Source organism: Clostridium sp. BJN0013, from assembly GCF_040939125.1.
Taxonomy (GTDB): domain Bacteria; phylum Bacillota; class Clostridia; order Clostridiales; family Clostridiaceae; genus Clostridium_B.
In genome coordinates, this window is the sequence record NZ_CP162495.1 from 1,539,843 (window position 1) to 1,554,832 (window position 14,990).

At 31.2% G+C, this 14,990-nt stretch carries 9 protein-coding genes; all 9 read left to right on the forward strand.

What is annotated here, in order from left to right; all coding sequences use genetic code 11:
- The first annotated feature begins 109 nt into the window (after positions 1-109).
- The 9 genes from AB3K27_RS07840 to AB3K27_RS07880 all read left to right on the forward strand — a co-directional run bounded on the left by AB3K27_RS07840 (position 110) and on the right by AB3K27_RS07880 (position 14,915).
- Complete coding sequence (locus AB3K27_RS07840) at positions 110-796, forward strand: response regulator transcription factor (RefSeq protein WP_368490662.1); 687 nt, start codon at positions 110-112, stop codon at positions 794-796.
- Positions 789-1,973 (forward strand): sensor histidine kinase, encoded by a 1,185-nt coding sequence (locus tag AB3K27_RS07845; RefSeq protein WP_368490663.1) that lies wholly within the window; start codon positions 789-791, stop codon positions 1,971-1,973. The genes AB3K27_RS07840 and AB3K27_RS07845 overlap by 8 nt, the downstream gene beginning before the upstream one ends.
- 119 nt (positions 1,974-2,092) lie before the next feature.
- Positions 2,093-4,351 (forward strand): MASE3 domain-containing protein, encoded by a 2,259-nt coding sequence (locus AB3K27_RS07850; RefSeq protein WP_368491199.1) that lies wholly within the window; start codon positions 2,093-2,095, stop codon positions 4,349-4,351.
- Positions 4,352-4,607: 256 nt separating this feature from the next.
- Positions 4,608-6,557: a type IIA DNA topoisomerase subunit B gene (locus AB3K27_RS07855; protein WP_368490664.1), complete on the forward strand. Its 1,950-nt coding sequence runs from the start codon at positions 4,608-4,610 to the stop codon at positions 6,555-6,557.
- Positions 6,558-6,721: 164 nt separating this feature from the next.
- A complete protein-coding gene (locus AB3K27_RS07860; protein ID WP_368490665.1) occupies positions 6,722-9,580 on the forward strand; it encodes a DNA topoisomerase IV subunit A in 2,859 nt (952 codons plus the stop codon).
- Positions 9,581-9,701: 121 nt separating this feature from the next.
- Positions 9,702-10,265, forward strand: coding sequence for a DJ-1 family glyoxalase III (locus tag AB3K27_RS07865; RefSeq protein WP_368490666.1), 564 nt, complete (start codon positions 9,702-9,704; stop codon positions 10,263-10,265).
- Positions 10,266-10,411: 146 nt separating this feature from the next.
- Positions 10,412-11,647 carry a M16 family metallopeptidase gene (locus AB3K27_RS07870; protein ID WP_368490667.1) on the forward strand — a complete coding sequence of 412 codons (1,236 nt, stop codon included), beginning with the start codon at positions 10,412-10,414 and terminating at the stop codon, positions 11,645-11,647.
- 44 nt (positions 11,648-11,691) lie between these two features.
- On the forward strand, positions 11,692-13,479 hold the full coding sequence (recJ, locus tag AB3K27_RS07875) for a single-stranded-DNA-specific exonuclease RecJ (protein WP_368490668.1): 1,788 nt from the start codon (positions 11,692-11,694) through the stop codon (positions 13,477-13,479).
- Between the two features lie 374 nt (positions 13,480-13,853).
- Positions 13,854-14,915, forward strand: a complete 1,062-nt coding sequence (locus AB3K27_RS07880) for an undecaprenyldiphospho-muramoylpentapeptide beta-N-acetylglucosaminyltransferase (protein WP_368490669.1) — start codon at positions 13,854-13,856, stop codon at positions 14,913-14,915.
- Positions 14,916-14,990 lie beyond the last annotated feature (75 nt).

Consider the following 14,990-nt stretch of genomic DNA (forward strand, 5'->3'; position numbering starts at 1 on the left):
CCACCTGAACCTAAGAATCACTTGATAGTATAATAAATTTAGCATACACTAAGTATAATAAATTGTGCATTATGAACTGTGAATTGTGAACTGAAAAGGGGTGTATATAATGGCTGGTAAAAGAATTCTTATTGTTGAAGATGAAGTGAAAATAGCCAGATTTGTTCAGCTGGAACTTGAACATGAAGGGTATATGGTTGATCAGACTGGAGATGGAAGAGTGGGATTGGAAAAAGCCCTAAAAGGAGGCTATGACCTTATAATACTTGATGTTATGCTTCCCTCCCTCAATGGAATGGAAGTACTTAGAAGACTTAGGCAAACCTCGGAAATTCCCGTTATCATGCTTACTGCAAAGGATGAGATTATGGATAAGGTTATGGGACTTGATATAGGTGCAGAGGATTATATGACAAAACCCTTTGCTATAGAGGAACTTCTTGCAAGAATTAGGGTGGTGTTTAAACATAAAAGCAATAATAATGTAGAAATTAATAATATTATTAACGCAGGTAGGCTGCAAATGGATATTGGCAGACATATTGTTACATATGAAAACGCAGGAATAGATTTAACGAAAAAGGAATTTGATCTTTTAAAATATTTAATGGTGAATAAAAATATTGCACTTTCCAGGGAAAATATCCTAGAAAAAGTCTGGGGATATGATTATTTAGGAGATACAAATATAGTAGATGTGTATATTCGTTATTTAAGAAGTAAAATTGATGATAAATTCAACAAAAAGTATATATATACCATTCGTGGAGTGGGGTATCAATTTAGGTATGAATAATAGAAAATCTCTGTATAAAATACTGTTTAAAATCATAAAAATACTATTTTCATTTTCAAAGATGATTTTTAAATTTTTATATGATCTTATAGAAGATATTGCTTGGAATATTTTAGAAAAATTTAGATTTTCATTAACTTTTAAAATTACAATAACTTATGTATTTAGTTTCATCATGGTTTTCTCACTAATAGGAGTCTGTATAATGGCCAGCTTTAAATACTACATGGATAAGGGAATAAATGCTGATTATATGTCAATTTTAGGAGGTATTATATTTATATCCAATGTTATAGGATTATTTATTATTAGCATTGTAGGTTCAAAAGCCAGTAAAAAATTTTTATCTCCGTTAAAAAGTATGACAGATACTGTAAGGGAGATATCTATAAATGCTCTGGATAAACGTCTTAATGTAAAGGGTTCAAAAAATGAATTAAAGGACCTTGCAAAAACTTTTAATGAAATGCTGGACAGAATTGAAAGTTCTGTGGAACAGCAAAATCAATTTGTATCCGATGCATCCCACGAATTGAGAACCCCTATCTCTGTAATTCAAGGATATGCGAACCTTCTGCACCGCTGGGGAAAGGATGACAGGGAAGTTCTGCAGGAATCCATTGCTGCAATTAAAAGTGAATCAGAAAATATGAAACAACTGATAGAAAAGCTTTTATTTCTTGCACGAGGAGATAAAAATGCCCAAAAAGTTGAAAAAGAAGACTTTATACTCAGTGAACTTATTGATGAATTAGTAAGAGAGACAAAATTAGTTCATAAAAATCATCATATAGGAAGCGATTATAATGAAAAATTTAATGTATATGCAGACAGGAAGCTTATTAAAGAAGCTTTGAGAATATTTGTTGACAATAGTATCAAATATACACCTGAAGGAGGAACTATTAAGTTGGACTGTTATTTGAGATATAATACAGCTGTTATAACCATAGGAGATACGGGTATAGGTATTTCTGAAGAGGACATTCCCCATATATTTGAGAGATTTTATAGAGCGGATAAGTCTAGAACAAAATCCAGCGGCGGAACAGGACTTGGGCTTTCTATTGCAAAATGGATACTTGATGAGCACAATGGAAAAATAGATGTTTGGAGTAAATTGGATATAGGAACAGTCATAAAGATCATAATTCCTGTAAAATCAAGTAATTCTTAGGTCCAGATGGAGTTTGCTTATGAGAAATACTTTTCTCCATCAACTATTCCGTTAATTGTATATTTATGATATCATAAACAATATATACATTTTTTTAAATTAAGGGGGGAGCAAAATTGATGATAGCTGATATTACCATTCCTAAATCAACAAATTCTATAAAATCCTTAATATTGCGATACCTTGGGACTTTAGTTCTGTCTTTTTTTGTTGCAGTATTTATGCATAATACCTGGGTTAAGTATCTAGATATATATCATACAATCTTAGAGTTAATCTGTGTATTCATAGCTCTGGCAATATTCTTCTCTGTATGGTTCCTATACAACCGCAATTCTGTAAACTGTAGTATATTGGGTTTTGGTTATCTGGCAATTGGTATTATTGACATTTTACATACCTTTTATTTCCTAAAGCTAAACTTAACCTCCAGTTCATATTTCGATCTTTCTACAAAATTTTGGATATTAGGCAGACTCACTGAAGCTATAGTCTTATTATTGTCAGTGCAGTTGGGTTCACTGAAATTAAATAAATGGACAAGCTTACTTGTTGTTTTAGGTATAACCTTAAGTATATCTTATTTTGTGATTATTTATGGGGCTTATTTGCCTGTATTATTAACTTCCCATGGAGTTACACCTATAAAGATAATGTTGGAGTATGGAATTATTTGTTTATATATAATAAGCCTATATAAAATAAAAGATAAAATAGACTGTAGGGGAGTAATAACATATAAATATATTTTTATATCATTACTTATGAGTATTTCCTCAGAATTTTGTTTTACCTTATATACTTCGGTAAATTCGATTTCATGGACTATTGGTCATATCTTAAAAATTACCTCTTACTGCTTTCTTTTTAAAGGCATTTTTATTAGTACAATAGTTTATCCCTATGAACAATTGGAAGCTGGAAATAAAAATTTAGAGGAAACAAGCAAAAAGCTAAAATACACCAGTGAAACTTTAAGCGATCTACTAGATGCGCTTCCAATAGCGGTAAAGGAACATGATCTTAGTGGAAAAGTAAGATATGTTAATAAAAAGTTTGAAGAATTATTTGGCTGTGGAAGGGATGAACTATATGGAATTACAGAAGAAGAACTTTTAAAAAAGTTTCCAAGGATTGAAGGAGATGAAAGGCAGTTTTCTCATAAGATGATTCATTGTGGAAAAGATACAAAAAGCATAGTGAGAACTTATAGAAATTTAAAAGGTGACAACATTAAGCTTTCAGTAAATTCCGAAAGGGTTAGAAATGGTGTTTTAATATTTTTTAGTGACACAAAAAAGGAACAGGAACTTGAAAATCTACATATACAAACTGAAACTATACTTGAAGCTGTAGACAAGTGTATATTGATGGTAGATAAAAATGAAAAGGTTATTCTTTGCAATAGAGCACTGGAAGAAGTTTTGGAAACAGATAGAAAATATATTCTGGGCATGGATATAAATAAATTTAAAGAATCAATACAGTTTCAGTTTAAAGAAAATTCTAGCTCGTTTTCAAAAGATTATATAAAAAGGCCACTTTATGAGGTATCTTTAGTTTCTTTAAAAGGTATCAAAAAGTATATGTTGCTTTATTGCACTGCTATTAGAAATGTTGATGGAGAGCTAATTGGAAGTATAAATGTAAGTACAGATATAACTCCATTAAAGAAAGAACAGCAGAAGCTAATGCGGCAGGAAAAACTTGCATTGCTTGGACAAATGGGTGCGGCAATTGTACACGAAACTCGAAACTTTCTTACGACAATTAAAGGAAGAAGTCAATTAATAGGCTCATTGACAAAAAAAGAAGATGTTAAGAAGCATGCACTAAAAATCAATGAAGAAGTTGATGAAGTGAACAGAATCGTTAGTGAATTTTTGTTTCTGTCAAAGCCAAGAAAAACTGAGATGACAGAAGTTTCTATGATTGATATATTTCGGTCTATAAAAAGCATGGTTAAGTCATCCTCTCTTGTAAAAGGTATTGATGTTGATTTTCAGTTATGCAAGGAAGAACGTTATGTTATGTGTGATGAATCAGAATTAAAACAGGTAATATTGAATATTTGTAAAAATGCTGCAGATGCAATGACTGGTAAAAGTAACGCAAATCTGATAATTGAAACCGGTTTCAATAAATCCACAAATGAGATGTTCATTAGAATAACTGATAACGGAGAAGGTATATCCCAGGAGAATTTAGAGAAAATAGGTAAGCCATTTTTCACTACAAAGAAAAATGGTACGGGTTTAGGTTTAAATGTATCTTACAAAATAATAAAAGAACATAAAGGAAAAATAGAAGTACAAAGCAAGTTGGGAGAAGGAACAACTTTTTCCATTATACTGCCCGCTATAGATGACGAGGAATAAGTTGGAGTGGTAAAAAGAGTTACATCTTATCTGACATATAATGTTTGTTGAACTGCATTAGCAAACATTATACGTCATCTTCAGCATAAATTGTAGAAATTAGGGGGGGAAATCTAATAATTTGTTCAGGTTTCTTAAAATAAATTTGCATGTTCCAAATATTATTTATATAATAATTTTAAAGTTGTATGCCTTCTTTTAATTGGTAGAGGGTATTTTTTCTTAGAACAGCACAGGTATTTGAAGGAGGAATTTTGTGGGAGATAAAATAAGCAGTGTTTATGATGTTAATTCATTAACTTCATTAGAAAAACTTGAACCAGTACGTGTTAGGCCAGGTATGTATATAGGATCTACCGGCAGCAAAGGTCTTCACCATTGCATATGGGAAATACTAGACAATTCCATAGATGAAGTTTCCAATGGATTTGGAGATAAGGTATGTGTAACACTAAATGAGGATGGAAGTGTATCTGTAATAGATAATGGCAGGGGGATACCTACAGGAATTCATCCTGTAACCAAAAAAAATGGAGTTGAAATGGTATTTACATCCCTTCACACAGGAGGTAAATTTAATAATGATATATATAAGACTTCTGGAGGACTCCATGGAGTTGGAGGAGCAGTAGTAAATGCCCTTTCCAGCTGGATGGAAGTGGAAGTTAAACAAAATGGACATATATATAAACAAAGATTTGAATATACCTATGATAAAACACTTAAAAAAAATATGCCTGGGACGCCTGTAACAGATCTTAAAATAATAGGAAATACGAATGAGACAGGAACTAGGGTTACATTTATGCCGGATAATAAAGTATTTTCTACAATAGATTTTAAATTGGATGTAATAGAGGAAAGATTGAAAGAACTGGCTTTTCAGAATAAAGGTATAACCTTAAAATTTATACATTGGGAAGAAAAAAATAAAGTTGAAAAAGAATATCACTCAGAGAGAGGACTTTTGGATTTTATAGAATATTTAAATGAAAGTAAAACCCCTCTTCACAAAGATCCTATATTATTTCAAGGAGAGAGAAGTGTTGAAGGTATAAAAATGAAAGGGGAAGTGTGTATTCAGTTTACGGATTCTACTACATATCACATAGCAAGCTATGTAAATAATATTCCTACTACAGAATCGGGGACTCATGAGAGTGGGTTTAAAACAGGTATGACCAGAGCCTTTAAAGAGTGGGCTAAAAAATTAAATTTATCAAAGGAAAAAGATAGAGAATTTGAAGGAGAAGACTTAAGAGAGGGAATGACAGCCATAGTTAAGGTAAGTATAAATAATCCTGTATTTGAAGGTCAGACTAAAACAAAGCTTGGAAATAGCGAGGCGTATACTATAATGAATGATCTTTCTTATATCAAGCTTTCAGAGTGGATAGAAGATAATAAAAATACTGCAGCTATTATAATAAATAATGCCCTTCATGCTGCCGCAAGGAGAGAAAAAATAAAAAAGATAAATGATGCAGAAAAGAAGAAGGTAGGTAGAGGGGCGGCACCTCTTGCGGGTAAAATTGCAGTATGTACTTTAAAGGATCCTTTAAAATGTGAATTTATAGTGGTGGAAGGAGATTCTGCGGGAGGATCTGCAAAGCAGGCAAGGGATAGAAGATTTCAGACCATAATGCCCTCCAAGGGAAAAATAATGAATACAGAAAAACAAAAGCTGGAAAATGTTCTAGGCAGTGAAGAGCTAAAAATATTTAATACTGCCATAGGTACGGGAATACTGAAAAATTATAATGAAAAGGATCTTAAATATGACAAAATTATAATATTAAGTGATGCGGATGTGGATGGATACCATATAAGAGCTCTTTGGATGACTTATATATATAGATACATGAGAGAACTTATTTTAAATGGACACCTTTATATAGCATTACCTCCCCTTTATAAGGTGTATAAACAGGCAAAAGGCAAAGAGGTAGTCAAGTATGCCTACAGTGATGATCAGCTCCTGCAGGCAAAAAAGGAAATCGGTTCTAAAGCTTTGATACAGAGATACAAAGGTTTGGGGGAAATGAATTCGGATCAGCTGTGGGATACTACTTTAAATCCCGAAAGCAGGACACTTCAGCAGATAACCGTAGATGATGTGGTAAAGGCAGAAAAGATGGTATCTTTACTTATGGGAGACGTGGTAGCACCTAGAAAAAAATATATGTACAAATATGCAGAATTTTAGACAATTCACAAAGCACAATTCAAAATTCACAATGCACAGTTCACAATTGGTGAAATTTTGCCCAAGGCAAAGTCGATTTAATTAGTTTTTCAGCATATGCTGAGAAACTTCTATAATTGTGAATCATGAACTGTAAATTGTGAATTGAAAAGAGGAGGATTTTCTTGGCAAAAAATACATCAATTCCAAAAGATAATAATATAATAAAAATTCCAATAGAGGAAGCAATGCCGGATAACTATATTCCCTATGCTGTGGAAGTGGCAAAAGACAGGGCACTTCCCGATGTAAGAGATGGATTAAAACCTGTACATAGAAGAATAATATATGGAGCATATATGTTAAAGGCATTTCCAGACAGACCCTATTATAAATCTGCAAGGATAGTGGGAGATATACTTGGAAAATATCATCCACATGGAGATACCTCTGTTTATGATGCCATGGTAATACTGGCTCAGAATTTTACAACCAAAATGCCTATTATAGACGGCCACGGCAATTGGGGAAGTCAGGATGGAGATAGTGCTGCAGCCATGCGTTATACAGAAGCAAGGCTCACACCTATTGCCATGGAAATGGTGAGAGATATAGAAAAAGATGTAGTAAATATGGTAGATAATTATTCAGGTTCTGAAAAAGAACCGGAAGTACTTCCTGCCAGGTATCCTAATTTACTTGTAAATGGAGCTTTCGGGATAGCAGTGGGACTTGCAACTAATATTCCACCTCATAATTTAAAAGAAGTAATAGAAGCTGCCTGTGCTTATATTGACTGTGAGGATATAAGTACGGAAGAGCTTATGGAGTACATTAAAGGACCTGATTTACCCACGGGGGGAATAATTATAGGGAGAAAATCCCTGGTTTCCGCCTATACCACAGGAGAGGGTAGGGCTACTTTGAGGGCTAAAACTTCCATAGAAAAATTGGATAATGGCAGACTTGGAATAGTTATAACAGAATTTCCCTACAGGAGAAGTAAGGCCAGGTTACTTCAGACTATTTCAGAGATGACAGCAGATAAAAGGCACATGAAAGCCCTGGAACCTATATCCGATATAAGAGATGAGTCTGATAGAAATGGTATAAGAGCGGTAATAGAATTAAAGAAATCTACAGATAAAAATTTAGCTGAAAAAGTTTTAAAATACTTGTTGAAAAAAACGGATCTGCAGTGCAATATATTTTTTAATATGGTGGCTCTGGCGGATGGAAAGCCTGTTACCTTGGGATTAAAGTCTATGTTGAAATACTATATAGAATATCAGAAACAAATTATAAAAAGAAGAACTGAAAAGGAATTAGAAGGGGCAAAAGCCAGATTTCATATTGTAGAAGGATTTATAAAAGCCATTGGACTTATGGATGAAATTATAAAGACTATCAGAAGTTCAAAATCAAAAAAAGATGCTAATTCAAATCTTATGGAAAAGTTCAAATTTACCAGGGAACAGTCAGAGGCTATTTTGGAACTTATGCTTTATAGACTTACAGGACTTGAAATAGTATCTTTTGAAAAGGAACATAGGGAACTTTTAAAAACTATAAAAAAACTTACAAAAATATTGGATAGTGAAAAGGAAATTTTAAAAGTTATAAAAAAGGAACTGAAAGAAATTGCAGAAAAATATGGAGATGAAAGAAAAACTCTTATTATTGAAGAGGAAGAAGAGGCAAAAATAGATGTGGAAGAAATTTTAGTAGATGAGGATATAGTTATTACCATGTCCAAGGAAGCATTTATAAAGAGAATTTCTTTGAAAAGTTACAATCGTTCTAGCCGGGAAGTTAAGGATATAGAATATAGAGAGGGAGATTTTAATAAATATATTATAAATTCCAGTACAAAAGATACAATTATGTTTTTTACTGACAAAGGAAATATGTATAAAATAAAGGGAATTGATATTCCAGAATTTAAGTGGAGAGAAAAAGGAGAAAAACTGGAGAATATAATAAAAGGTATTGATCTTTCAGAAGAAAATATTGTGGCAGTTTATGGTATAGAGGATTTTAATTTACCACAGGATTTAATATTTTTCACTAACATGGCAGGTATAAAGAGAACTGAAATGAATGCATTTGTTACAAAGTATACAAAACTTATGGCATTGAGGCTAAAAAGGGGAGAAGAACTTATAGATGTAAAACTTGTAGATAGAAGTAAGACTATAGACTTTATTAGGGCAGAAACAAAAGTTGGACTTAAATTTACTGTAAAAGTACCAGAGCTCGATTTAGAAGATAGAAGTATAGTTACCACAGAACTTTTTTCTTTGGTTAAAGAGGATAAGGTAATAAAAATGGATTTTTCAGAAAAGCCTGAGTGCAAAACATTTCATATAAATGTAAATAAATCAGGGATAATTAAAACTTCAAATAGCAGCAGAGCTTTTAAAGGTGTATTTACAAATTCCTCAAGCACTATATTGATATTTACAGCTTGTGGAAAAGTTTTTTCCATGCCTTCTTTTATGTTTGGAGAAATTGAAAATAATAGAATAAACATTGAAAAATTAATGGGAATAAGTGCTTCAAATATATTAAAAATGATTTCTGTGGAAAATTTTAATCATGGATATATTTATTTTTTTACTAAATATGGTATGATAAAAAAGACAGAACTTAATGAGTTTAAAGATATAAATGGATGGAGTATGATACATAAATTCAAAAACAATGAAGATTTTCTTGTAAATGTAGAGTATGGTGAAGAAAAAAATGAAATACTTTTGATAACTGAAAAAGGCATGGCTATAAAATTTCAGGGGGATTCCATAAATTCTATGGGAAAATCAGCCTCTGGAGTAACAGCTATAAATTTAAAGGAAGAAGATAGTGTAATATACTCTGTAATTATGGAAGAAAAAATAAATTACAAGTTAAATTTAACTTCTGTAAAAGGAAATAAAAAACAAATAAAATCAAAAGATATTGCCCTGCAGAATAGGGGAGGTAAAGGTTCAAATATTATGCTTGTAGTTATGGAGGATAGAATTTTGGAGGTTAAACCGGTATAAAATTATTTTTAATTAAGAGTTAAGAATGAATAGTTAAGAGTAAAAGAGAGATTTTTTTAACTTTGTTAAAAAAATTAACCATAACTCTTAACTAATAACTATAAAAAGAGGTGTTCTTATAATGAAAAAAGTTATAATTTTACTTGCTGAAGGTTTTGAGGAAATAGAAGCTTTAACTTGTGTAGATGTTCTAAGAAGAGGAAATATAGAATGTAAAATTTGTTCTATAAATTCTAAAGAAGATGTAAAAGGGGCACATGGTATAATAGTGAAAGTAGATAGTTTATTGAAAAATATAAATGAAGATGAATACCATGCAGTTATACTCCCGGGAGGTATGCCAGGAGCAGTAAATTTAAGGGACAATGAAAAAGTCATAGAGATTGTAAGAAAGTTTGATAGAGAAAATAAAATAATAGCTGCAATATGTGCAGCACCTATAGTTTTAAAAAAGGCGGGAATAATTTATAACAGAAAAGTAACTTCTTATCCTGGATTTGAAGAGGAACTTCAAGCTTATAATTACAGTGAAGAAATTGTAGTTCAAGAAGGAAATTTAATAACAAGCAGAGGGCCTGCTACAGCCGTATATTTTACTTTTAAAATTTTAGAAAACCTTGTTGATAAAAATATTGTAGAAAATTTAAAGAAAGATTTGCTTTTAGATTTAGTTAAGAATGAATAGTTAGGAGTAAAGGATAAATTTTTTTTAACTTTGTTAAAAAAATTTAAATGTATATTTTAAGATTTTCTGAAGTTTTAATGAAAGAAAATCAACCATAACTCTTGACTTTTAACTCATAACTCTTAACTTTTAAGGCAGGTGAAACAGTGGAGAAGTATGTATTTGATAATGGACTAAAGTTAATATATGAGCATAGGCCTGGGAAAGTATCTTCTGTTTGTATAGGATTTGGTGCAGGAGCTTTAGAAGAAGGGGAATATTTTTCGAAAGGTACTGCCCATGCACTGGAGCATGTTATATCAAAGGGTACTAAAAAGAGAAGTGAGGATGATATAAATATCCAGCTTGACAGGATATTTGGATTTGAAAATGCCATGACAAATTACCCCTATACCATTTATTATGGAACTTGCTTTTCAGAAGATCTGCATAAAGGAATTGAATTATACAGCGATATGATTTTAAATGCTTCTTTTCCAAAGACGGGTTTTAAAGAAGAAATGAATATAATATTTCAGGAATTAAAAGAATGGAAGGATAATGCCTACCAGTACTGTGAAGATTTGCTTTTTAAAAATTCATTTAAGTTAAGGCGCATAAGAGAAACTATAATAGGAAGTGAACACAGTATTAAAAATATAACTTTAGATGAAATAAAGAGATTTTATCATAAATTTTATGTGCCTGAAAACTGTGTTATATGTATTTGTTCTTCTCTGGAGTTTAATTATATATGTGATCTTTTAGAGAATTATTTTGGACATTGGAAAAAAAGTCATGAGAAAAGTTTTATGGAATTTGATAAAAATTCAAACGTACTATATGAAAAAAATAAAAAAGGTATATTTGTAGAGAATGTGCCGGGTATAAAAGGGGTAAAAATACAATATATATTTGATATTCATCATTTGAATTTCAGAGAAACTAGGGTCCTTTCTGTATTTAATACTATTTTTGGTCAGGGAGGGGGAAGTTTGCTTTTCAATGAGATAAGAACTTGTCAGGGTCTTGCCTATGAAGTGGGAAGCAGTATAAAAAATGAAAGGGGAATAAAGCTTTTTTCTATAAAAATAGGAACCTCTGTGGAAAATATAGATAAAGTCATATCTACAGTAAACAATGTGGTACATAAGGTTAAGTATTCTACTTTGTATTTTGAAAACCAGGAAATAAAACATAAAATTAAAAGCATAAAACTAAAAGATGAAATTAAAAGAGAAAAATCTATTGAGTTCTGCAAGGAAAGTGTTATAAAAGAACTTATGAATGAGAATTATTTTCTGGACGAAAGAGAAGAAGCATGTAAAATTAAACCTGAGCATATAAATGAGATTGCCAATAAGTTTATGAATGAGCCTTCCATACAGATTTTGAGGGGATAGTGTTATAAAAGTATTTTTTGCAACTGGAAGGGGTGGTGGAATATTTGAAGAGAAAATGGATGCTTAAAAGGTGTAATAAAGATGTGAAGTGTATTTCAAAAAAAGCAGGAATAAGTGAAGTTATGGCAACTATTCTTGCAAATAGAGGGATTGTAGAAGAAAAAGAAATAAAAGATTTTCTAAACCCCTCCATAGAAAATTTAAAAAATCCCATGCTTATGAAAGATATGGAAAAAGGTACGGATATAATATATAAAGCCATAATAGATAATAAAAACATAGCCATATATGGTGATTATGATGTGGATGGAGTAATGAGTACTTATATATTATACTGTGGACTTTTAAAATGTGGGGCAAAAGTCAAATATCACATACCAGATAGAATAGAAGAAGGTTATGGAATAAATATAAAAAGTATAGAAAAATTAAAAGAAGAAGGATTTGAAGTTATAATAACCTGTGACAATGGTATTTCTGCACTGAATCAGGTTAAAAGAGCTAAAGAACTTGGCATTACTGTGGTGATTACAGATCACCATCATATATTTTTTGAAGACTTGCAAAATGGGGAAAAAAAATATTTAATACCTGAAGCAGATGCAGTTATAGACCCTAAACAGGAGGACTGCACATACCCTTTTAAACATCTATGTGGTGCAGGGGTGGCTTTTAAATTTATTCAGGTACTTTATAAAAAATTTAATTTAGATAAAGAGAAGTGTTATGAATTCATTCAATATGTTGCCATAGGAACTATATGTGATGTGGTAGATTTAATAGATGAAAACAGGATCATAGTTAAAAAGGGTCTTGATATGATAAATAATACCCAGAATTTGGGGCTAAAAGCACTTATAGAGGAAACCTCCCTAAAGGGTAGAAATATTACTTCCTACCACGTAGGTTTTATTATAGGGCCTTGTATAAATGCCACAGGGAGACTTAAAAGTGCAGCTTTGGCCCTGGAACTTTTGCTGTGTAAAGATGCAGAAAGGGCTCGTAAACTTGCAAAAAAGCTTCATGAGTTAAATACACAGAGACAGGATATGACAGTTAAAAGTTTAAATAACATAATAACTAAAGTGGAAAATTCAAATTTGAAAAGAGATAAGGTACTTGTAGTATATGAAAAAGAAACTCACGAAAGTATAGCAGGAATAGTGGCAGGAAGACTTAAAGACAGATATAATGTACCTTCTATAGTAATAACTTCTGGGAAAAATATATCAAAAGGTTCAGGTAGATCTATTGAAGGGTATAATATGTTTGAAGAACTTGTAAAATGCAAAGAACTGATGGAAAAGTTTGGGGGACATCCTTTGGCAGCGGGATTATCCATAGTGGAAAAAAATATAGATACATTGAGAAAGGATTTAAATAAAAATTGTAATCTCACGGAGGAGGATTTAATACCTAAAATCAGGATAGATAAAAAACTTCCTCTTGAAAATATATCTTTTGATATGCTGAAAGATATAAAAAGATTGGAACCTTTTGGAAAAGGTAATTCCACACCTTTATTTGGAGAAAAAAATGTAGATGTATTTAAAGTTTATTTTATAGGAAAGGATAAAAGTGTATTAAAATTATTTTGCAGATTAAAAAGTAGTTTAAAGAAGATTGATGCAATAGCTTTTGATGGGGGAGAAAAATTTAAAAAATTAATACTTGAAGTTTACGGTAGTGAACATGCAAGTAAAATTTTTAATAATGATTTTACCAATTTAAAAATGGATTTTATATTTTTACCCAGCATTAATGAATTTAATGGTGTTAAAAATCTTCAACTTGTGATAAAAGATTTTAGACTGACTTCAAAAAATAAATAAAAAAAAGGTAGACTTAAATAAGTTTTTGATTTAACATAAAATTACCTAATATGCAGTTGACATGAGACAATTAAAAGTGTACAGTAACACTTGACACTTTAAAATAATAACTTTAAAATTTTTTATAATGGAATTTTATTAAGATTATTATGCATTAGATTTCCAAGGAAAAATCACAGAATTTTCTGTATGTACGAAAATTGTCAAATTAAACTTGCAAGTTGTAAGATTTCCCTTAAATTTTAAAAGTATAAACTGGAAGATTATTGCACATCCTAACTGTTTAAAAACAGGGTCAAGCACTGCAAACCATAAATTGTGAACTGTGCATTGTGAATCGTGCGTTGTGCATTGTATTAAGGGGGAATCGTGTTTTGAAAAAAATAATATTAACTGGAGGTGGATCTGCAGGTCATGTTACACCAAATCTGTCACTGCTTCCAAAGTTAAAAGAATTAGGCTATGAAATACAATATATAGGCACAGAAAGTGGTATTGAAAGAGAAATAATAGAAAGTGAAAAAATAAAATATCATGTAATTTCCAGTGGAAAGCTTAGGAGATATTTTGATGTAAAAAATTTTACAGATCCCTTTAGGGTAATTAAAGGAATATTTCAAGCTATATTCATAATGAGAAAGGAAAAACCCAATATTGTGTTTTCAAAGGGAGGTTTTGTCTCAGTACCGGTAGTTTTTGCTGCATATATAAATGGCATTCCTGTTATTGCACACGAATCTGATATAACTCCAGGACTTGCAAATAAACTGTCTTCACCTTATTGCACCAAGGTCTGTGTTACTTTTCCTGAATCTCTAAAATCCATAAAAGGTGATAATGCTGTACTTACAGGTACACCCATAAGACAGGAACTTTTAGATGGAAGCAGAATAATAGGGAGAAGAATGTGTGGCTTTGAAAATGACAAACCGGTGCTGCTCATAATAGGGGGAAGCTTAGGGTCAAAATTTATAAATAATACAGTGAGAAATTGTTTAAATGAATTGTTAAAAATTTATAATATAATTCATATATGCGGAAAGGGAAATCTAGAAAAAAAACTTACAAAAAGGACTGGCTATGTACAATTTGAATATGTAAGTGAAGAAATGCCACATATAATGAATGCAGCAGATATAGTAATATCAAGAGCCGGGGCAAATGTCATATTTGAACTTCTAGCCCTCAAAAAACCTAATTTACTTATACCACTGTCTAGAAAATCCAGCAGAGGAGACCAGATCTTAAATGCCGCATCTTTTGAAAAAAGTGGTTACAGTATGGTACTGCAGGAGGAGGATATGACCACGGAGCTGCTTTTGGACAAATTAAAAAAATTAGATATGTCAAAACATACTTATATAAACAAAATGAAGGCAAGTGCTGCCCAAGATGCAACAAATAAAATTATAAATTTAATAGAAAAATACAGTTAATTAAAAATATTTAGTATAAATAAAATAAATAGTATGTACATATCACAATAAATGTTATATTATAAAGTAATATAC